Annotated in this window: 21 protein-coding genes and 1 pseudogene; 6 read left to right on the top strand and 16 right to left on the bottom strand. The window is 44.8% G+C overall.

Going from position 1 to position 18,670, the window contains the following annotated elements:
* A pseudogene (locus SSCH_RS07350) lies at positions 1-197 on the bottom strand (hypothetical protein); the annotation flags it as partial.
* A 315-nt stretch (positions 198-512) separates the two neighbouring features.
* Complete coding sequence (locus tag SSCH_RS07345) at positions 513-1,058, bottom strand: methyltransferase family protein (protein ID WP_198142255.1); 546 nt, start codon at positions 1,056-1,058, stop codon at positions 513-515.
* Between the two features lie 703 nt (positions 1,059-1,761).
* On the opposite strand from SSCH_RS07345, the gene SSCH_RS07340 reads away from it, so the two are divergent.
* Entirely contained in the window at positions 1,762-2,697 is a 936-nt protein-coding gene (locus tag SSCH_RS07340; RefSeq protein WP_044664897.1) for a PLP-dependent cysteine synthase family protein, read from the top strand.
* 98 nt (positions 2,698-2,795) lie between these two features.
* Here the strand turns inward: SSCH_RS07340 and SSCH_RS07335 are convergent, their stop codons facing one another.
* Positions 2,796-4,037, bottom strand: a complete 1,242-nt coding sequence (locus SSCH_RS07335) for a hypothetical protein (RefSeq protein WP_044664896.1) — start codon at positions 4,035-4,037, stop codon at positions 2,796-2,798.
* Between the two features lie 486 nt (positions 4,038-4,523).
* Here SSCH_RS07335 and SSCH_RS07330 point away from each other — a divergent pair, with 486 nt between their 5' ends.
* Positions 4,524-4,916 (top strand): hypothetical protein, encoded by a 393-nt coding sequence (locus SSCH_RS07330; protein WP_044664895.1) that lies wholly within the window; start codon positions 4,524-4,526, stop codon positions 4,914-4,916.
* 368 nt (positions 4,917-5,284) lie between these two features.
* Here the strand turns inward: SSCH_RS07330 and SSCH_RS07325 are convergent, their stop codons facing one another.
* Both SSCH_RS07325 and SSCH_RS07320 read right to left on the bottom strand, forming a co-directional pair.
* The gene (locus SSCH_RS07325; RefSeq protein WP_044664894.1) at positions 5,285-5,617 is read right to left on the bottom strand and encodes a type II toxin-antitoxin system RelE/ParE family toxin; all 333 of its coding nucleotides are present in this window, start codon (positions 5,615-5,617) and stop codon (positions 5,285-5,287) included.
* Positions 5,610-5,867 (bottom strand): type II toxin-antitoxin system prevent-host-death family antitoxin, encoded by a 258-nt coding sequence (locus SSCH_RS07320; RefSeq protein ID WP_044664893.1) that lies wholly within the window; start codon positions 5,865-5,867, stop codon positions 5,610-5,612. Before SSCH_RS07320 ends, SSCH_RS07325 begins: the two co-directional genes overlap by 8 nt.
* A 643-nt stretch (positions 5,868-6,510) precedes the next feature.
* On the opposite strand from SSCH_RS07320, the gene SSCH_RS20900 reads away from it, so the two are divergent.
* Positions 6,511-6,642 carry a hypothetical protein gene (locus SSCH_RS20900; protein ID WP_269746143.1) on the top strand — a complete coding sequence of 44 codons (132 nt, stop codon included), beginning with the start codon at positions 6,511-6,513 and terminating at the stop codon, positions 6,640-6,642.
* A gap of 702 nt (positions 6,643-7,344) precedes the next feature.
* Positions 7,345-7,533, top strand: a complete 189-nt coding sequence (locus SSCH_RS07315; RefSeq protein WP_044664892.1) for a DUF6440 family protein — start codon at positions 7,345-7,347, stop codon at positions 7,531-7,533.
* Positions 7,534-7,563: 30 nt separating this feature from the next.
* Here the strand turns inward: SSCH_RS07315 and SSCH_RS19105 are convergent, their stop codons facing one another.
* Positions 7,564-7,815 carry an EamA family transporter gene (locus SSCH_RS19105; RefSeq protein WP_198142253.1) on the bottom strand — a complete coding sequence of 84 codons (252 nt, stop codon included), beginning with the start codon at positions 7,813-7,815 and terminating at the stop codon, positions 7,564-7,566.
* Positions 7,816-8,066: 251 nt separating this feature from the next.
* Here SSCH_RS19105 and SSCH_RS17535 point away from each other — a divergent pair, with 251 nt between their 5' ends.
* Positions 8,067-8,240, top strand: coding sequence for a hypothetical protein (locus SSCH_RS17535; protein ID WP_198142251.1), 174 nt, complete (start codon positions 8,067-8,069; stop codon positions 8,238-8,240).
* Positions 8,241-8,464: 224 nt separating this feature from the next.
* Here the strand turns inward: SSCH_RS17535 and SSCH_RS07305 are convergent, their stop codons facing one another.
* The 10 genes from SSCH_RS07305 to SSCH_RS07260 all read right to left on the bottom strand — a co-directional run bounded on the left by SSCH_RS07305 (position 8,465) and on the right by SSCH_RS07260 (position 17,365).
* On the bottom strand, positions 8,465-9,130 hold the full coding sequence (locus SSCH_RS07305; protein WP_044664891.1) for a corrinoid protein: 666 nt from the start codon (positions 9,128-9,130) through the stop codon (positions 8,465-8,467).
* 174 nt (positions 9,131-9,304) lie between these two features.
* Positions 9,305-10,393 (bottom strand): sugar ABC transporter substrate-binding protein, encoded by a 1,089-nt coding sequence (locus SSCH_RS07300; protein ID WP_044664890.1) that lies wholly within the window; start codon positions 10,391-10,393, stop codon positions 9,305-9,307.
* 42 nt (positions 10,394-10,435) lie between these two features.
* Positions 10,436-11,386 (bottom strand): carbohydrate kinase family protein, encoded by a 951-nt coding sequence (locus tag SSCH_RS07295; RefSeq protein ID WP_044664889.1) that lies wholly within the window; start codon positions 11,384-11,386, stop codon positions 10,436-10,438.
* 4 nt (positions 11,387-11,390) lie between these two features.
* Positions 11,391-12,425, bottom strand: a complete 1,035-nt coding sequence (locus tag SSCH_RS07290; RefSeq protein ID WP_232294285.1) for a uroporphyrinogen decarboxylase family protein — start codon at positions 12,423-12,425, stop codon at positions 11,391-11,393.
* Positions 12,426-12,427: 2 nt separating this feature from the next.
* The gene (locus SSCH_RS07285; RefSeq protein ID WP_044664887.1) at positions 12,428-13,207 is read right to left on the bottom strand and encodes a pseudouridine-5'-phosphate glycosidase; all 780 of its coding nucleotides are present in this window, start codon (positions 13,205-13,207) and stop codon (positions 12,428-12,430) included.
* A gap of 13 nt (positions 13,208-13,220) precedes the next feature.
* Positions 13,221-14,189 carry an ABC transporter permease gene (locus SSCH_RS07280; protein WP_044664886.1) on the bottom strand — a complete coding sequence of 323 codons (969 nt, stop codon included), beginning with the start codon at positions 14,187-14,189 and terminating at the stop codon, positions 13,221-13,223.
* Positions 14,190-14,209: 20 nt separating this feature from the next.
* Positions 14,210-14,965: an ATP-binding cassette domain-containing protein gene (locus SSCH_RS07275; protein ID WP_044664885.1), complete on the bottom strand. Its 756-nt coding sequence runs from the start codon at positions 14,963-14,965 to the stop codon at positions 14,210-14,212.
* A gap of 23 nt (positions 14,966-14,988) precedes the next feature.
* On the bottom strand, positions 14,989-16,080 hold the full coding sequence (locus SSCH_RS07270; RefSeq protein ID WP_232294284.1) for an ADP-ribosylglycohydrolase family protein: 1,092 nt from the start codon (positions 16,078-16,080) through the stop codon (positions 14,989-14,991).
* Positions 16,077-17,027, bottom strand: a complete 951-nt coding sequence (locus SSCH_RS07265) for an ADP-ribosylglycohydrolase family protein (RefSeq protein WP_198142250.1) — start codon at positions 17,025-17,027, stop codon at positions 16,077-16,079. Before SSCH_RS07265 ends, SSCH_RS07270 begins: the two co-directional genes overlap by 4 nt.
* 140 nt (positions 17,028-17,167) lie before the next feature.
* Positions 17,168-17,365 carry a hypothetical protein gene (locus SSCH_RS07260; protein WP_044664883.1) on the bottom strand — a complete coding sequence of 66 codons (198 nt, stop codon included), beginning with the start codon at positions 17,363-17,365 and terminating at the stop codon, positions 17,168-17,170.
* 393 nt (positions 17,366-17,758) lie between these two features.
* Here SSCH_RS07260 and SSCH_RS07255 point away from each other — a divergent pair, with 393 nt between their 5' ends.
* Positions 17,759-18,100 (top strand): hypothetical protein, encoded by a 342-nt coding sequence (locus SSCH_RS07255; RefSeq protein WP_332306911.1) that lies wholly within the window; start codon positions 17,759-17,761, stop codon positions 18,098-18,100.
* Positions 18,101-18,670: the final 570 nt, after the last annotated feature.

Raw genomic sequence — 18,670 nt, 5'->3', positions numbered from 1 at the left:
TAAAGCTGTAGGCTAATGAAGGCTGTCTTGTTCCGACCATTCGGTGTTACCCAATCTAAGTTCTCACAGACCGTATTTGCTAGCTCGGTAAGGCTTAGTTTCGGAAACATGCGTATTATTTCCTTAACATCTTGCAGTTCCTGTTCGGTGAAATATCTGCCGCTTACCAAGACTTGGTTGTCGTATTGTTTTGTCATAGTGCAGGCCCCCTTTGATAATAACCCACACTATTGTCTCATAATTAATTACCGCTGTCCAGTTCCTTTTTCGATAAAATATTTCTTCTAGTCTCTGGAAACCCTTGTCGGGCATAGTAGTTAGAGGCTATGCGTCAGTTCTGGTCTGTAGCACTCAGGCCTACAGATGTCTGATCCTTGACTTAACCACATTCGACAAAATGCGGGTGGTAACCGGTACCGTTGCAAGGGAGACGCTTTTCTCCCCGAGCTTGCTAAATACTTACTTGGTGTGCATCCTGCATGCTTTTTAAATAAGGCATCGCTTAATTGAGGCTACCAAATATAAGGAAATAATTTATATCTGACCTCCTGAGTATATTCTTTATATCCATTTAATTCATTTTTCATCATTTTATCTTCAAAATATGTTCTAATGATAACGATAGAGACGATAACCACAGAGACAGCACAAACAAAAATAGTTTCAAAGATAAATGCCATAGAAATACACCAGATAAGTATTGCTAAATACGTTGGGTGTCTAATTATTCTATATGGACCCTTTTTACATACTGCCTGATTGCGGTCATTCTGGATTCTGGCGGTCGATTCCAAAAAGGTATTAACCATAAGAGCCCAAAGTGAAAGAGCTGTTGCCAAAAGAACCAAGACAATCCCTATATAAAACAGTCCGCCAATTGCAGGAGCCTTTTTTGCTTCAAGCCCAGCTACAAGATAAATAATAAAAAAGGATAATAACCAATATACGCCGAGCAGAATTTTATCCCATATTGGAGTGGTGGTGCCTATCTTATTGCGTTCACTCAGTGTTTCCAGATTGACTCGGTACATAACAAGACAAGAAAAAAGTGCTGTCACATAGTACAAAATGAAGTAAACAGAGCCCCTTAAATAAAAAACCCAGCCTGTGCCCAATAGATACAACAGTAATCCAAAAGTTCTCTGGAGAAAAATTTTTATAATGTAATTGATTGCTCCTTTATGCATGTTTTGTCAGCCCATTCTGTAAAAGTATTCGGTTCGCACTATAATAACCGTCCCCATCCGTTCCATCCCCCAACCCCTTGAGGACTGTGGCTCCCGGGGTTTTCAATTCCCTAATTCATCTATCAAGTGAACTGCAGTTAACATCCATTTGCTTACCATAATTCGCAATATAGGACTGAGAATCCTTGTAACGTGTATCGGCTATCGTCCCAAGCTCTGCCGCCGGCCCGTTCGAAGCGGAGATTTCCGGGTTGTTGACATTGACACATAGTCCCGGGTACCGTATGCAAACCGATTATGGTGCCCGGTGATATCAACGCCACTAAGGACACCAAATGGTGATCCAGTGATCACGTGGATCAGACTCAAAAGATCATGGCGAATCACTTTCAATGAGCAAGCAGAAATGAGCAAGCAGATCAGTTTCGATTTGACAACCGCATTCGACAAAAGTCGGGTGGTAACCGGTACCGTCGTTTTGGCAGCACCTGCCAAAGTCACCGTCCCCGTGGCTGGTCCCCGTGGCTGGCTTGGAGTATGTTATAATTGATATAAGAATAAAGGGGGCCTATCCTTGAAGGAAAGTTTACTGGAGACGATTGGACACACACCTTTGGTTAAAATAAGCCGGCTCAACCCCAACCCCAAGGTAACGATAGCTGTCAAGTTGGAAGGTACCAACCCCGGCGGAAGCATAAAAGACAGAGTTGCTCTATACATGATCACTACAGCCGAAAAAAACGGGGAGTTAACCAAAGACAAGATCATCCTGGAACCGACCAGCGGCAATACCGGTATAGGCCTGGCCATGGTTGCAGCAGTCAAAGGATACCGCTTGCTGGTCACTATGCCTGAATCGATGAGCGAAGAGCGCCGGAAAATACTGGAGGCATTTGGAGCCGAAATCATCCTGACCCCAGGTGAAAGAGGAACAGACGGGGCCATTGAAAAAGCGCGTCAGCTCTATGCTGGTAATCCTGAGCTTTATTTTATGCCTGACCAGTATAATAACAATGGCAACGCTCTGGCCCATTATGAAACTACGGCTTTCGAAATCTGGGAACAAACGAAGGGCGAGATAACTCATCTTGTTGCAGGAATGGGAACAACAGGAACACTTATGGGTTGTTCACGGCGCCTGAAAGAATTTAACCCCAACATAAAGGTAATCGGAGTGGAACCGTTTAAAGGTCACAAAATTCAGGGTTTAAAAAACATGCAGGAAGCGATCGTTCCAAAGTTATACAACCCGGCCCTGCTGGATGAAAAGGTAAATATCCTTGACGAAGATGCCTTTGTCATGACCAAGCGGCTGGCCAGAGAAGAGGGCATTTTTTCCGGAATGAGCGCCGGCGCAGCCTTTCATGTCGCTGTGGAGCTGGCCAAGAAACTTGATAAAGGTCTCATTGTAACCCTGCTCCCTGACCGAGGTGAAAAGTATTTGTCCACCCCCCTGTACAGCCCAAACCCCTGCGAACACAGACTTGAACCCATGCAAACACAGAAGTGAACTGCTTGCACTTTACGGGGACTGAATGCGTTGTGGACAAACGCCACTATAGTGGGATTTATTGAAGCAGATCCAATAAAGCAAGCCTCGCACCGTTCCTAAATTTTCAGCACACATCGGTGAACCGAAAATTTTGCCTTTGACGCAAGGATGTTGCTGAAAAACACCGTGAAGCAAATCTCACTTACACTCTCAAAACTCTCGATAATTTCCTCGTCGGCGTTTTTTTCGATCATTTCCTGTAGCGGGAAACAAAAGACCGCTGCTTCCTGTGATACCTTCACCTCCTTTTTCAGCAGTTCCCGCTTTCTTCCGTTTGACTTGATTTCGATGGTCACCTTTCCGATCTCATCGTTCCCAGACAACTCTGCCAGAAACACCGCGTTTTCACTGTAATAGGTCGACCAGTCCATCGGGTTTGCTCTATAGTCAAGCAGAGCCATCACAAAATGCGTTTCGTTGTAGGCACACCCGCACGAAAAATCGGCTTCTGCCAAAAAGCCGCCATCGGCCGCCGGTAAAATATAAATTTTTCCGCCATTTTCTATCGGAATCGCCGCTCCTGGGAACAACGGGATAACATTTCTGCAAATCCAATCGTCGAACACCTTGTCTGCCACAGACGACTTTTGCAGTTCAGCACGCTCCTTCCACTTCCGACCCGGTTCGGCCGAAAAACCACCTGGCATCTCCACTGCAAAAATATCATTTACAGTATATTCAACAACTTTGATGCTCTCTTGACCGGTGGCTGTGTCAACAAAAGAAAATGTCAAATAAAGCCTGCAGGGAAGTTTCCACTTTCGCATCGTCCGTAGTACTTTATACAAAAAGCTGTTTTCCACTGGTATGTCGATCTTCCAGAATGACTTTTTGATGAGAAGCGGCTTTTCAAAGCTTTTGCTCTTTGAAATCTCTTCCCCGTTTTCGTCACAGGCCATGAAGTCCCCCTTCAGCTTACAGATGCCTTCCCCCTCGTTGGCGATCAAAACTGAGGCGAAGTATTTATTGTTCTCCTCGAGCCAGATCGGAATTTGGCTGCTGATTTTGACATCGTCCATCCGCCAAAAAAGATTAATGGTCAGGTAAGTCGTCATCAGCGTGACCGTAACAATGCCAATCAAGGCGAAAATATTCTGAGCCAAGAGGCTTTCTTTGCTCTCCCCATACCCGATGGTATACAGAAAATGTTCTAAGGCCTTCTCGAGCATGGCAGCAAAACCCCCACTGCCGCTGCCCGCGTGCAGTAGCGCCCACCCGGCAGAATATATCGCACAGATCAAAATAACAACAGCAAAAAAGGTTGCGACAATCCTGGCAGCTTTTTTCAGCTTCCACATACTGCTTTCTCCTTTTATTCCAAATGAAACTTAATTTTTCGTAACAATTTAATATTCTTGTTAATATTCTTTCCTTTTGCTATAAGAACCTTTTATTATATCCGGTAAAAACCTGCAAATCTAAAATTATCCTGATTATTACCTTACGTGGGAGGATACCCCCCTGAGGCAGGCCTCCAACATTTACATACAATCCCTGTGACAGAGGGACGGGGGTCGTGTCACCGTCCTGGATGACATGACCCCCGTCCCTCTGTCACCCTCTGTCATCAGTGGAGGACAATAATGCTTCCCCAGACATTTTTGCAGTTGCTAATCCCTGTGACAGATGGTTATAATTAAAAGCAGAAAATGCCGGTCACCCTGCCCCAGCTACCGGAAGTGCGGCGGTTGTCAGCTGATTCCTTTATGGAAAGAATGGCTTTGAGGAATTTAAGCAAAACAGACTTTTGATTAAAGGGTTATAACGAAGAAAGGTAGGTTGCCATGAAAAGTAAATATAGTAAAATAGTAAAACACATCCCGAGCCTGGAAGATCACGGTCACCTGTATATGTATTATGGGATTCCGTATTCCGAAGAATGCGATGTATATGGCGATGATGAAGAAGGTGAAAACCTTATTGTATCTTATGAGTGTGATGATTTATGCAGGGCTATTGCAGATGAGTTTCAATATGATTACGAATGGCTTAATATTTTACATAATAAGCAAATTAAACTTGAAAAGGTCTTTGATGTTGATGTCGAAACGCAGGATTTTGATGTGATTGCTTCCCTTCTGCTGTACTTAGTTGTAAGTGTAACTTTTGAAGATAAATTCATAGATGCGTTGAATAATGGGTACTTGATTCGACTGATAAAAAGGCTGGAGTACTGAAATTAAAAAAAACGATCATATCGTACCAAGCAGCCCCTAGGTGTAGTAGGCGAAGCCTTGGACTGGGATGGACACTCCCCTGAGGAGCTATGGAAAATGCAGGATCACCTTGACGAGCTTAAACGGCTCGGCATTGAGGCAATTAACGACTAACTGCGTGATAGCCGGTAGTTATAATTTTTAGGATATGTCCTTGTTCTTCAATTGTTTATCCATGCAACTGCTGCCGCCGCAATCTTCATATGAATCCCTCTATCCGCTGAGACAACCTTGCCCAATGTCTTCCGGTTTTTCGCACACGCCCCCCACCCATTGCACCCTTAAAAAGCCACAAGAGGTAAAAAAGCTTTTTATTTAATGGCAGAATTCTACTTGGTTGGTTTTTCAAATGGGTTGCCGAATAGGATACGAAGATAATCGCGCCTGCCGTATAATATGCGGTCTATATAGACATCCTCGCCTTTCACGCGGTAAAAAACAAGATAGTTTCCGCATACAAGAAAGCGATAATCAGTTTCGATTTCTGTGACCGAGGACAGGGGCGGCCCCATCTCTGAAAAATCCTGCAACTTTTCTAGGCTGTCCAGTATGTCGTTCACCGTGTTTTGGGCGGCGGCAGGGTTTTGCAGGCTTTCAAAAATGTATTCCCATATCTCGTCAAGGTCATTAAGGAACTCCGGGGAATAATACAGCTTATTCATGGGTTTTCTCTTTGAAATGCGCCTTCACGTCTTCATGTGAATGCCAACCCTTATCTTCCCCAGATTTCCTCCCCTTGGCCAACTCGCCCATTAGCTTGATTGTCGCCTGCATTTTCTCGTACTCTGCAATATCAACAAGCGCATAGCGCCCCCTGCCGTTCTTTGTCAAAAAGACCGGCGCGCCCACGGCGACATCCTTCAAAACTTCAGTGTAATTTCGCAAATCCGAAACCGGCTTGATATTTGGCATAACAACACCCTCCCCTTGTTGATATTATTGTATGTTTATTCTTCGTAAAATACAACACCAAAAACAACAGCGCTAACAGGTGGATTAGCGGCATTATTCAAAATTCATCAAACTTTGATTATACAGATGTATTACAAACACAATTGATATTCATTATTTGTGCTGACTATTCTTTTAACCATTGAAAATGTTGCTTTCCTTTTTATTAGACCCAAATCAGAGGGAAAAGAAAAGGCAATAAAAGATGGGAACTTGTAGCAATCTTTATCGGTGCGACATTTTCACTTCTGTGTTTGGCATTAACCAACATTGTTTTTTATGATTGGAATGTGCAATTGTACAATCATGAAATTCACACTCCTAGGTGACAGAGGGACGGGGGTCGTGTCACCGTTCTGGATGACATGACCCCCGTCCCTCTGTCACACATTTTTAATGCATCTTCGTCGAATATACAAGGTAGCTTCATCCCTTTCCACTTTTGTTTTATTTGGTTTGATTTACCTTATAATTCGGCAAAAGTTGGGGTGAAGCCTTTATTTTAGGCCTTCAAAGCCTTGATTTCAATGAGTTTTTTAGAATGAAATTTTCTCATATGATAAGGAAAGATATTAAACGAACATTTTTAAAAAGGAACGAATAAATGGAGAAGAGTAAATCTACGGTAAGATATTTTCTTGAAAAAACTCTAAAGTTAATATATGCTAATAACAAGAAAGGTTGGAGGAGGGAAATAGATATGACTGTTGTTAAGGAAAAAATTAAAAAAGCTTAGTTTCCTTCATCTCAACTCCGTGCTTTAGGGCTAAAACCGAGTTGGGCTGATCGAATTCCAACAAAAACTTTAAATAATATGGTGAAGGTAACGGAAAAATACAAACAGGCTTTAAAGGAGTTGGCAAAATATTAAACGAATCAATTGAGTATTTATCCGTTGCTGAAATTTGTGCGTTTCATGCTTATGTAACAGATGAACAAGAAAATAAAATATCATCATTTACAATATCTCCGAATTTACTAGAGTCGGCAATAAATGTACCAAAATTGGAATTTTACAAAGGGTTATTCTTAAAGGCAGCAGCGATATATCGTTCAAGGTGGTGTCTGCCTTTTTGTAACTAGTAGCTATTATTTACCAGTAATGCTCCATGCGCTGCCGTTATTTGTTAATCAAAAGCGGTGGTCCAGTTGTTAATTTTTGTTTAAACTTTGATTTTTGAATTATGAAATTCTCTCTATCCTAAAATAATTAAACCAGCTAACTTTTTTCATAATTTAAAACATAATCCTTGTATTGATGGTAAGATAACAATTTATGAAAATGGGAATATTGGAACGTGTCCACTTATGAGGAATAATATTATTCCACCACGTTCGACGCACAGTCAAATTATATATCGCGGGTATTACCCGCTCGGCAACATACGGATTGCCAGTTGCAAACCTTCCGTAAATCTATTATACGAGGTAAACAATTATGGAAAAAAAGGAATATGGTTTTGAAGTTAAAGGTGTACGCTCTCCGACTGGTACTTATATAAAAATTATCGTAGATAAAACGACAGGGGTAAATTATCTATTTTGTTCTGTCGGTGCTGCAGGGGGGCTAACACCTTTATTAAATTCAGACGGAAGCCCAATCATTACAACCAATGGGAGTGATTGATAATAAAGGTGTGAACAGTTTGACGCTCCCTTATATTTGAATAGGATCTTTTTCTTTAGATAATTTTCTATCCTTAAGCATTTCCCCGATATAGGTGGAACTCAATATCAAAAATCCGCCAATAATCTGAGGGAATGTTAATGTCCCTCCGATAAAGATTATACTGAATAAAATATCGAATAAAGGCTCTAGAAAACTATAGGACACTATTTCAACAGATTTCATATGTGCATAAAGGGAAAAGAACATGGTATAGGCCACACCTGTATGTAATACACCCATAGAATGGTAGATGAAACTGCCGCGGCATCCAGACGTACAATCGTTAAAATATTTCCATCAATCATTATTAATGGCAGTAAAACAATCATCGATGTAAATATTTGCACAAAGGTGGCCGTTTGATTATCCACCCTGACTTTTTTGTAAATAGGGGATAAGGCCATATTTGATGGTTGCTTTTGGGTATGTGATTTCTCGCACAAAACCTTCATGTCGGTATGGACTTGCACAAGGATACCCATACCGCTGTAATGGTGAATTGCTGGAATGAGAAATTAGATGTGATTGTGATTGAAAACAAACCCAGTGAATTTAATAAGCTGGCAAAACGAGTAAACAAGATGGCTGTAAAGCTGGGTCTGCCCCTGATTTACGGCTTGGAAAACACCAATGGGTACAGCGGTTGGGATTCTCGCTGTAAATAGAACATTTCCCCTACATGAATGCGAAAAATGACCTTCCCCTTGAAAGGGAATCCCCTCTTAACAGTTATAATAACGGCAGTATAGTGACCAAGTGGATCAGATTCATAAGATCGGGCGGATCACTTTCTAGATCAGTTTCGATTTGACAACCGCATTCGACAAAAGTCGGGTGGTAAACTGCACCCTTACGGGCAGGGTACCGTTAGCAGCAACACCTGCCAAAGTCACCGTCCCCGTGGCTGGTCCCCGCGGCTGCCATCCATTAACGCTAACACTTCCGCTACATTTTTAGCATAACCATCCGCTTCTATTTTTTTGGCAAATGCTGGAGAAACCGAGGCACCGCCGACAATTACCCTGATTTTTTCCCGTAAACCTTCCTCCTTAAGCATATCAATAACCTTTCCCATCCCCAGCATAGGGGTAGACATCAAGGACGACATTGCAATAACGTCCGCCTGCACCTCTTTAGCCTTTTTTACAAATCGTTCAAGAGGCACATCTTTACCCAAATCATAAACCCGATACCCTTCAACCTCCAGCATAATTCGTATCAGGTTTTTTCCAATATCATGAATATCCCCCTCCACAACGCCGATGACAATCTTTGCTTTTTTCTCCCGCTTATCGTTTGCCAAATGCGGGCGTAAAACATTCAGTCCCTTGTCCAGGGCTAAGGAGCAAATCAGAACTTCCGGGATCGAGTATTCTCCCTGCTCCATCAAATCCCCCGCCCTTTTCATACCTGGAATCAAACCCTGGGTAATCCCTTCCAAAGCAGGGTAGCCCATTTTAATATAGTTTTCTGCCAGTTCACCAATGGCTTCATCCTCCATATTCACCACCGCATCAAATAGCGCCTGCAGCATTTCCTGCTGTGTTTTAAACATAATGACCTCCTATAATGAACATAAGTCTCCTATATATAGCCAAAGGCATACAGAGAAAGCTTATATACCAAAACTGTAAAAGAAGGGCACAATGAATAAAAACCACTGTGCCCATGTCATTCGGCATTACACATAATTTCCAGAAGTAATCATCGCTGCTACAACAATATGGAGCTACTTCCAGCTGTCATACTCATTGACATTTTCCTGAGTAATCAAAGCAATGGGGCTGTAATAGCTTTGCTTGGAAATGTCATGTTTTTGAAGAACTTTTAAGGCCAGAGTGAGGTTCCCCTTCCCTGAGATATAGGGAGCCATGGCAACTGAACCATCTAATTCTCCGGCTTTCAAGGATTGACGGGCTTCATCCAGGAAGTCAATGCCGGTGACATATACTTGATCCTTCTTGCCTGCAACTTTCAATGCTTCTACAACACCTAAGGCCATGGTATCGTTAGCGCAGCAAATCCCTTTCAAATCAGGATTGCTCTGGATCAGATTGGTAGCAATATTAAAGGCTTTTTGACGGTCCCAATCCCCGGCTTGTACAGAAACAACATTCATACCGGCCTCTTCGAAAGCTTTAATAGCACCATCCCGACGGGCTTCCCCTTGAAAAGCTCCCGCTAAACCTTCAATAACAGCCACTTTGGCATTTTTCCCATCAATGGCTTTGATTTTTTTAGAAATGTATTTTGCCCCCACATACCCCTGTTCTTCGAAATTGTAGGTCATGTGGGCAGCAATTTCTGCACCGGCCTCAACAGCAGCATCCTTATCCAATGTCGTGCCACTGCAAATGACAGGAATCCCTTTTTTATTAGCTTCCACAACACCGCTGATTAGGTTCATGCCGGTGATAGGAACAACGATAATAGCATCATAATCTTTACCCAACATGGTTTTGAATACATTCAATTGCCCTTCAACATCATCTTCTGTAGCCCCGGCAACCACATCAACCTTGATACCCATGCTGGCAGCGGCGTCTTCATAGCCCTCTTTAGAGGCTACATAAAAAGGATTGGAGAATGTCGGAAAAATAACGCCAATCTTTACACCATCCATCTTATCTGGCAGCGGCTCCAACGCGGAGAGGATTTTTCGATCCAGATCAGTATACGCATCATTTTTAACCACATCTTCAGCCTTTACATCACCAGCACGGTTATCAGCGGGATCTTTTTCGCCTCCACAGCCCATCAGCGTAAACAGGCACAAAACTAACAACAAACCGATCAGCAGCAAACCGTTTTTCTTCATTTCATTTTTACTCCTTCCTTAAATAAATGATTTGTATATAAACTACTTCCTATGGAAGCCCTTGATAAAATGCAGCACATCCTCAGCGCTGCCATGGAAACGGGGGCCCGGCTGCTGGCATTTCATAGCAGCACAAGCACTGGCAAAACGCAGTGCCTCCCGCCTGTCCATGCCCTGCAGTAAATAACTGTAAATCATAGCCCCGACGAAGCTGTCCCCGGCCCCGGTAGTATCCACCGCATCCACGGAATACACCGGGCAAGAGATCATATCCTCACCGTCAAACCAAATAGCCCCTTGTTCCCCCATGGTACAAATAACCCCGTAAGAGGGATGGTACCGCCGATAAATGATTTTTACGGCAGAGTTTTCCTCCTGCTCTTCCGACAACTCATAATAGACATCATCGCCAGAACAAATCAGGTCTGCCAAACCCAAAAGCTCCTGCAAATCCTGGGGATTGGTAAACTCCCCCTCCATAAAAGAAGGAACACATTCCAACTGCAAAAATACGGGAACTTTGCGGCTTTTAGCAGCCTTTGCCAGTTTCAGAGAAGCACCACTCGGATAACCATCGGTGAAAAAAACATCAACCCCGTCTAACATGCTTTCTTTTACATGTTCTGCTTTTAAACTGGTAAAGCTGTCGCCGCTGTTGACAAAAATAGCACGCTTACCCATATCCGCTACAAAAACATAGGTATACATGGTCACACCGCCAGGCTTGACCTGTAAATAGCGGTCAGATACGCCATCTTGTAAAAGCTCCCGGCGAAACTGCTCTCCCAGGCTATCCTCACCGATCCTTGCCACTAAAGACGCCTCAATACCTAACTGGGCAAGGGTTACTAAAACATTGGCTCCGCTACCGCCAGAGGTGCGGCGCTCATCATAAATTTGGGCAAAACCATCATCTTTTGGCAAATCGCTGCAACGAATCACCACATCCATAGCTGTGGCACCCAGCCCTAACACCACTCCTCTTTTATTCATTGAATCAAACCCCCCTATTTTCTTTATACCAAATTCTTGCGGCATCCAGCATCGCTTGAATATTTTCCGGCGGTGTGCCCCAGGCAAGATTACAGCCGGTGGAAAGCATAAATCCCTTGGGATTATCCGCAGCCTCATCCAAACAGCGGCAGGAAGCCTCACGTACCTCCTCCGGTGTACCAAAAAGGAGCACCCGTGTCGGGGAAACATTGCCCTTTAAAGAACTGATGTGTCCTACCACTTTTTTCGCCTCTGCCAGGCTCATCATGTCGTCAATACTGAGCCGTCCAAAGCCGATTTCCGCCATATCGAGCCATATGTTCTTGGTATCACCGCAGATATGCATAGAGGGGGATCTCCCGTACCTATCCCGGTACCAATCAGCAATCTGCTGTAAATAGGGACGCACAAACTGTCGAAAAAGCCGGGTGCTGATAAGAGATTTAGAGAGGAGCCCATCCCCCATGCTGCATCCAAAACCTCGCTGTGCACAAATTTCCATATAAGAAATGATTATATCTGTAGAAAACTGCAATAATTGATGGCACCTGATCAGGTCTTTAATCATTGCCATCAGCAGGTTTTCCGTGCCAATGACGAGAGAAGCCACCGACATGGGACCGCCCATACCGCTGCCTACCTTCACCTCATGGCCCACCGCATCGCGAATACGCTCCATTGCTTCAAAATAAAGGGGTAAGCGCCCATCTTTCAAAGGATCCGGCGGTCTCAATTGATCCAGATCATCCCAGCTGGACAAAGGATGTTTTAAAACTGAGGGCGGGGTATCAGGGGAATAGGCAAGGGTTCCTCCCATAGCCTCCGCTAATCCTGCCATGGGACTAATCCCTACGGAGTCATAACCAAAATGACGGTAGCATTTGATATGGCAGTCCGCTATCAATTCAGCAGAATGCAAATAATCCCGTAAATCTACCCCGGCAAAACAAGCGGCATATTCCGCAATCATCGGAGCGCAAGGCATACGATCAACCCGGCGCCCTTCTTTCAATGCTTCAGCACGTTGAATAGGCGTCATTGTCATGGCTGCATCTCCTCCTCTATTTGCAATGCAGTGGCAATATTATGCAGCAAAGCATCTAACTGCAAGCGGGACGCCAGACCATCGGTAACCTCAGCCAAATAAGCGTTTACCAAAGGATGGGGACTTTGTTCAGCGGGTGTCTCAAAGCCTATTTTTCGACAGGCTTCCAAAATATTTTGATCCTTTAAGCGTAGTTCATGTTTAATGGGGCACAGTAAAAGCCCCCTTTTTTCGTTTTTATAAACACCATCTAAAGTCTCCGGTTGTAAGGAAAAGAGAAAACCATCAGCCCGGTCGGTCTTCCAACCGTAAACCGGCACCTGATACTTACGCCAGGCTGCAATGGTTGCCCTTAGATCTAATATATCTTTAGGTGCAGTTGCCACCAGTAAACCGGGGTAATCCGCTAATGACGGAATATCAGAGCAAACCTTTCCCTTCCAATCCAGACCCCCGATGCCCGCAGTAGCCACAAAACCCACACCGAGCTCCCGGGCAACATCCATGGTAACAGAGCCGGTACAATAGCCGTTATAGCCACTGTCCACCTTAGCGCTGTCTAAACGACGCCAACTCTGATCCTTGGGACAAGCAAGGAAGTCAGCAATAGTGCTTACCTGGATTTCCCCGGCGGCAAGCCAAACAACACCCACATGAGGAAAAGAACCAACTTTGTCGATAAGCTCATCCTTGCTGATCATAGGCAAGCCCTGCCCTGGAAAGGCAGAGTCTAAAAGAACTTTAGGCTGTAAGTTTTGCATCACATTTACTTTCATGATCAGTCCCCCCTTAGCCGAAGTTTCTATGCTCTTTCCGATTACGTAATTCCGTTGCCACCAGCGCAATGATAATAATTAAGCCGCAAAACAACTTTTGGTAGTAAGCAGGGATCGCCATCAAAATTAAGCCATTATCCAACATGCCCAACACCAAACAGGCCAAAACGGCTCCCACGATGCTCCCTCGGCCTCCGCTCAGACTGGTTCCACCTAAAACCACAGCTGCAATGGCATCTGTTTCCACCATCCAGCCAGCCAAAGGATCGGCAGAATTCAACCGCGCTATGGTAATCATTCCGGCAGTGGCTGCCATCAGAGAACAAAAGACATAAAGTGAAGTGCGGTATTTATAAGTAGTAACCCCGGCACGGCGCAAGGCTTCTTCATTGCCCCCCAGGGCCAGGGTATAATACCCCCATTTGGTTTTATTAAGAAGAATGCAGGAAATGATCACGATAACCAGAGCAATGATAATAGGAACATTTACCGGGCCCACACGCCCGGAGCCAATAAATTTAAAGGCATTGGGAAAACCATAAATCGGTGATGATTTTGTGAGAATCAATGCCAAACCCCGGGCAATGGACATAAAGCCCAGTGTGGTAACTAAAGGGTTTAAACGCAGGCAGGAAATCAAAAGACCGCTGCACAAACCGATAACCACTCCGGCAAAAATTCCCAGAGCAACAGCCAATGGCACCGGAATCCCTGCCTTCATAGCAAAAGCCATCATTATACCGCTGTAAGCCAGAACCGATCCGATGGATAAATCGATACCACCGGAAGCGATAACAAAAACCATACCGATGGCAAGAATAATATCAACACTTGTCTGGTCTAAGATGTTATAAAAATTACTCCAAGTAAGAAAGTACGGGGACAGAAAAGACAAGACTACGCCCATAACTAAAAGAATAAGCAACAGCAGTATTTGAGCAAAGTGCCTGCTCTGCGCTATTTTTAGCAGCTTTCCGCCCATTTTGTAATATCCCCTCTCAATCAACTTGGAATTTGGCCGGCTCCCGTAATAAGAGCAACCACATCACGAGGCGTGACATCCCTGGTAGAAACCGTGGCCACAACTTTCCCCTGACGCATGACACTGATACGCTGTGCCAGCTCGAAGACCTCATACATGTTGTGGCTGATCAGAATCACCGCATAACCCCTTTGACCCAGCTTGCGGATAAGATTCAGCACAGCAGCGGTTTCCTGCACCCCCATAGCAGCGGTGGGCTCATCAAAGATAAGCAGCTTGCCGCCAAATCTAATGGCCCGGGCAACAGCCACCCCTTGGCGCTGTCCCCCGGATAACTGCCCGACCTCCGCATGGATTTCAGGGATTTTCATGCCCAACTGTCGCAGAAATTCCTGCGCTTCCGCTACCATCTTCCTTTTATTCACAAAAATATTATGTCGCATAGGCTCTCTGCCTAAAAAAATATTTGTGGCAATATCCCGGCAGTTCACCAATGATAGGTCCTGGTATACGGTGGAAATTCCCAAATCCAGCGCCTGTCTCGGATTCAGCTCCTGATAAATCTTGCCTTCGATCATGATTTCACCGCTGTCCGGGCTGATTGCCCCGGACAGCGTTTTAATCAGGGTTGTTTTTCCGGCACCGTTATCTCCGACAATCGCTAAAATTTCACCGGGATAAACCTCTAAATCAGCACCACGCAGCGCCTCAACACGGCCATATCTTTTTTTTACATTCTTGACCTGCAAAAAAGGCTGCTTCTTCCCCTCTTCCACTGCCGGCTGCCCCTTTCGACAAATTAGAGTATAGATTCCAATTCCTTCGCCAATGCCACCAGGTCCATCTTGTTTTGACGGTCAATAATTGATAAATACCCCTGTGTGATGGACTGTGCACCATTTAATGCACCGGCTATGGCCCCTACAATAGAGGCAATGGCACTGGTCTCATTGCCGATATTTACTCCACCATAAAGAGCAGGCATCGTCTGCCCCTCATTAGCCATAAAAAGCCCAAAAGCAGCAGGCACTGTTTCCGCTACCGGTGCGCCGTTACCGATACAGGCAGCCAGTTCCTTACAGCGGCTGTCAGCATCCCCTGCCTTTAATGAAAGAGCTATAGCCATCTTCATTCTTTCGAAAACCGATGGTCCCGGGTAATCCCTGGCGACCTCTCTCCCTTTTGTTTCTCCCGCTTCAGCACCATACAGGCCTGCCTGCACCACCTCATACACGGACCCGGACCCTAGAGCACAGCTTACTGCCGCTGCCACTGCACAAGCACCGGAGATAGAATAGGCGTCATTATGCACAGCCTGGCTGATGGCAATGGTGTCCTCAATGGCCCGGTCAACCTTTCCGGGATGCAGCAGCCCCAGTGGAAACGCCTTTGTAGCCGCCCCATTGGAGGATAAAGCAAAGTAATTGCTTGCAAAAAGCCTACTTTGATAGGGATCCTTGCCATCCCGGAGCTTGTACACCGTTTTTCGGGTGGTCATTCCCGCAAAGGCTTCAAACCACTCTTCATGAGCAGCCCAATCCAAAAGCGCCTGCTCTGCCAGTTCTTTACTTGCTTTTCCCTTTGCCCTGATCAAATGCTTCACTAAAACGTAAGGAATACTGAATGCATCAGTCACCTGGCCGGCTTCCCGCCCCCGGGCAAAGGTATCTTGTGGAGGTTTTTGAAAGTCCACAACTTTACCGCCAAAATACTCCTCAATCTGATTGTAGGAGCGCATTTCGGTAGCGGCTCCCATGGCATCTCCCACTGCCACCCCTAATAGGCAGCCCAATATTTTATCGTGCATGAAAAGTTGCCCCCTTTTGACGGCGCAAAGCAATTTTCTCAATACCCGCAGCCAACCCAGAAATATCAATCTGATTCCTTTCATCCAATAGCTCCAGGTAGTGGCCCGGGAAAGCCCCTGCCCCCTGCAGCGTTCCCCGCAATGGCTCCCGCCATCGTGGCAACGGTATCTGTATCATAGCCAATATTGACGCCACCTTTAATAGAACCCATGGCATCACCGTTATTAGCAACAAAAAGACCAAAGGCAGCGGGAATTGCCTCTGCAACATGCAAACCGCTGCCGATTCTATCTCCGATTTCTATCATCTTCTCCCAGGGCGTTCCGGCACCCAGGGCAATATCCACAGCCATTTCCATTCGGCGCACAACAGAAGCCCCGGCAACCTCCTTGCCCACCTTCAACCCGATAGACTCCCCTTCAGAAGCGCCATATAAGCCCGCCTGCACCACATTATAAAGATCTGCGTCAGGCAGCATAGCCCGGCTCACCGCTGCAGCAACAGCACAGGCGCCGGAAATTGCCAGATGATTATCATGGGTAGGAAGTGTCACTGTAACGGCATCAGCAATAGCCTGGTCAAGATTGCCGGGATTAAACAGGCCAATGGGTGAAATTTTCATGCCAGAACCATTGGTGGCCTGGCGGGTAACAACATCCAATCCGCCAGAATCATCAATTTTTTCACCTTTGAACCTGCGGATTGCCCGCAGCGTGGTAGGCCCCACAAAGCGGTCAAAAAACACCGCATGCTCTGACCAATCAATAATTGCTTCCCTCACAATATTCCCATTAATATCGCCGTCATGGCCAACAATATGCCGCGCAATAAAATAGGCACAGCTGAAATCATCTGTCAACTGCCCTGCCTCATTTCCGGCACCAAATGAATCTGCCGGCGGCTTTTCAAAATCACATACCGCATGACCGAAGTGCTGCAAAATTTGCTTTGTGGAACGCCCCTCAGTTGGAGCGCCCATGGCATCCCCAACAGCTCCACCCAGCAAACCGCCTAATATCTTTTGATACATGCCGCTTTTTCCTCCTCAAATCATCAATATCACAAACAATCAATGCTGCGCCAATTGCAGAACAGCCAATTAACAAACATCCGCAACCAGCACAAAATTCAGAACGCAAAAAAAACGCCCCGCCCTGGCAGCGCCACTTGTTACTGTCCTGTACAACCGATGTCAACAACGAAATTAGCCTGGCAGGAAGCAAGACAGTCAACCGCTATCTGATAATCGATTTGCTCTAACCTGCGAGAGCTCCAACCGGTGGAGGAGATTGCATTAAATAAATGGTTGTCATTTAAAATGACGATCTTTGTTGACATAGAACCGATGTCAATTCCTGTGACTAACATCTGCAACCCCCATATTGATAACATATAATTATACTTAAGAGTCACTATTTTTATATGAGCCTATTATAGGGTATATACATATAACAGTCAACATAGATGTGAAGTGACAGAGAGTGACAGAGGGACGGGGGTCATGTCACCATCCTGGATGACATGACCCCCGTCCCTCTGTCAATCCTCTGTAAGGATAAGGGTATTTATCGCTGACATTTATAAGCTTCTTGAAACTCATGAGATTGAGCCTTTTATTTGTCTGAATAAGCGAAGGAAGGGTCAGCCTTCTCTTCCTCCCGCTGAGTGCAATGAGCAGGGCATTCCTATCTGTTCGCCGGTTTAAAAATGAAGTATTGGGGTGTCGATCGTAAGCGCAGCCGTTTAAAATGGCGTTGTCCTTTGTATAAGTGCCCGGATATGTGCGCTCAGAAAAAGCTCTGTTCTCCTTCTTCCTACGGACGGGTTATCCATACGAAGCCAAAAGACGATCTGCGCTTGTTTACCAAAACGCCCCGGGATTCTAAGGCTTGGAAGATCAAATTTGCTAAACGCACCTCTGTGGAACGCACATTAAAACGTATTTTGGTGGATTACACTATTGAAAGAGCACGGCTGCGAGCTGAGAAGCGCTGGTTCTGGATCGCCTCTCTGGCCGCTGTTAACCAACACCTGGATGCTCAAGTTAATAAATTGGGGCATTCTCTTTTTCTTAAGTTAGGGTTGATAGATAAGACAGCGTAACTCCTTTTTTCGGTTTGCTTCTTCTCTAACCCTGGATTTTTTCCTCGGGTCCGGGATTACTTCAGCATTGCCTTTGAGACATTAGTGCAATTTTTTTCTCTCTCACCATTGCTATATGAAGTTGTCAAAGAGCACAAAGCATTTTTGGGTACTTATTTCATCCCGGTTACTACCAGATATAGGTTCGTTTCCGAGAGACTACCTCTTATTAAAATTATGGCAACCCATATATTTTATTTTTATTCATTTATACTTCATTTATACTTCACTTTTGCGATAAAGGGATTTTGTAATATTATATGAGAGAATTTCATAATTCAAAAATCAAAGTTTAAACAAAAATTAACAACTGGACCACCGCTTTTGATTAACAAATAACGGCAGCGCATGGAGCATTACTGGTAAATAATAGCTACTAGTTACAAAAAGGCAGACACCACCCCCTTGGTAATTAAAGTGCTTTCTTGATTAGAATTAAGCTGCTTTTTGTTCTCTTTCAGCTGTATTGACGGCTGTTACTGTAGCTATCAGCGCTATTGCACAAAGGTAGGCGTGAGTTTCTACCTTTTT

Origin of the sequence: Syntrophaceticus schinkii (genome assembly GCF_000946815.1) — a bacterium.
Classification (GTDB): Bacteria; Bacillota; DSM-12270; order Thermacetogeniales; family Thermacetogeniaceae; genus Syntrophaceticus; species Syntrophaceticus schinkii.
Note: the sequence above shows the minus strand (reverse complement) of the source record. Positions and strands in the feature narration are given on the sequence as shown.

Coding starts and splice junctions, on each gene's coding strand:
- SSCH_RS07265 (WP_198142250.1), bottom strand. CDS start 17,027: ATGTATCAAAAGATATTAGGCGGTTTGCTGGGTGGAGCTGTTGGGGAT.
- SSCH_RS07295 (WP_044664889.1), bottom strand. CDS start 11,386: ATGAATAAAAGAGGAGTGGTGTTAGGGCTGGGTGCCACAGCTATGGAT.
- SSCH_RS07315 (WP_044664892.1), top strand. CDS start 7,345: ATGGAAAAAAAGGAATATGGTTTTGAAGTTAAAGGTGTACGCTCTCCG.
- SSCH_RS07260 (WP_044664883.1), bottom strand. CDS start 17,365: ATGTTAGTCACAGGAATTGACATCGGTTCTATGTCAACAAAGATCGTC.
- SSCH_RS07290 (WP_232294285.1), bottom strand. CDS start 12,425: ATGACGCCTATTCAACGTGCTGAAGCATTGAAAGAAGGGCGCCGGGTT.
- SSCH_RS17535 (WP_198142251.1), top strand. CDS start 8,067: ATGGTGAATTGCTGGAATGAGAAATTAGATGTGATTGTGATTGAAAAC.
- SSCH_RS07270 (WP_232294284.1), bottom strand. CDS start 16,080: ATGAAAGGAATCAGATTGATATTTCTGGGTTGGCTGCGGGTATTGAGA.
- SSCH_RS07305 (WP_044664891.1), bottom strand. CDS start 9,130: ATGTTTAAAACACAGCAGGAAATGCTGCAGGCGCTATTTGATGCGGTG.
- SSCH_RS19105 (WP_198142253.1), bottom strand. CDS start 7,815: ATGGGTGTATTACATACAGGTGTGGCCTATACCATGTTCTTTTCCCTT.
- SSCH_RS07300 (WP_044664890.1), bottom strand. CDS start 10,393: ATGAAGAAAAACGGTTTGCTGCTGATCGGTTTGTTGTTAGTTTTGTGC.
- SSCH_RS07335 (WP_044664896.1), bottom strand. CDS start 4,037: ATGTGGAAGCTGAAAAAAGCTGCCAGGATTGTCGCAACCTTTTTTGCT.
- SSCH_RS07280 (WP_044664886.1), bottom strand. CDS start 14,189: ATGGGCGGAAAGCTGCTAAAAATAGCGCAGAGCAGGCACTTTGCTCAA.
- SSCH_RS07325 (WP_044664894.1), bottom strand. CDS start 5,617: ATGAATAAGCTGTATTATTCCCCGGAGTTCCTTAATGACCTTGACGAG.
- SSCH_RS20900 (WP_269746143.1), top strand. CDS start 6,511: ATGGAGAAGAGTAAATCTACGGTAAGATATTTTCTTGAAAAAACTCTA.
- SSCH_RS07330 (WP_044664895.1), top strand. CDS start 4,524: ATGAAAAGTAAATATAGTAAAATAGTAAAACACATCCCGAGCCTGGAA.
- SSCH_RS07320 (WP_044664893.1), bottom strand. CDS start 5,867: ATGCCAAATATCAAGCCGGTTTCGGATTTGCGAAATTACACTGAAGTT.
- SSCH_RS07285 (WP_044664887.1), bottom strand. CDS start 13,207: ATGAAAGTAAATGTGATGCAAAACTTACAGCCTAAAGTTCTTTTAGAC.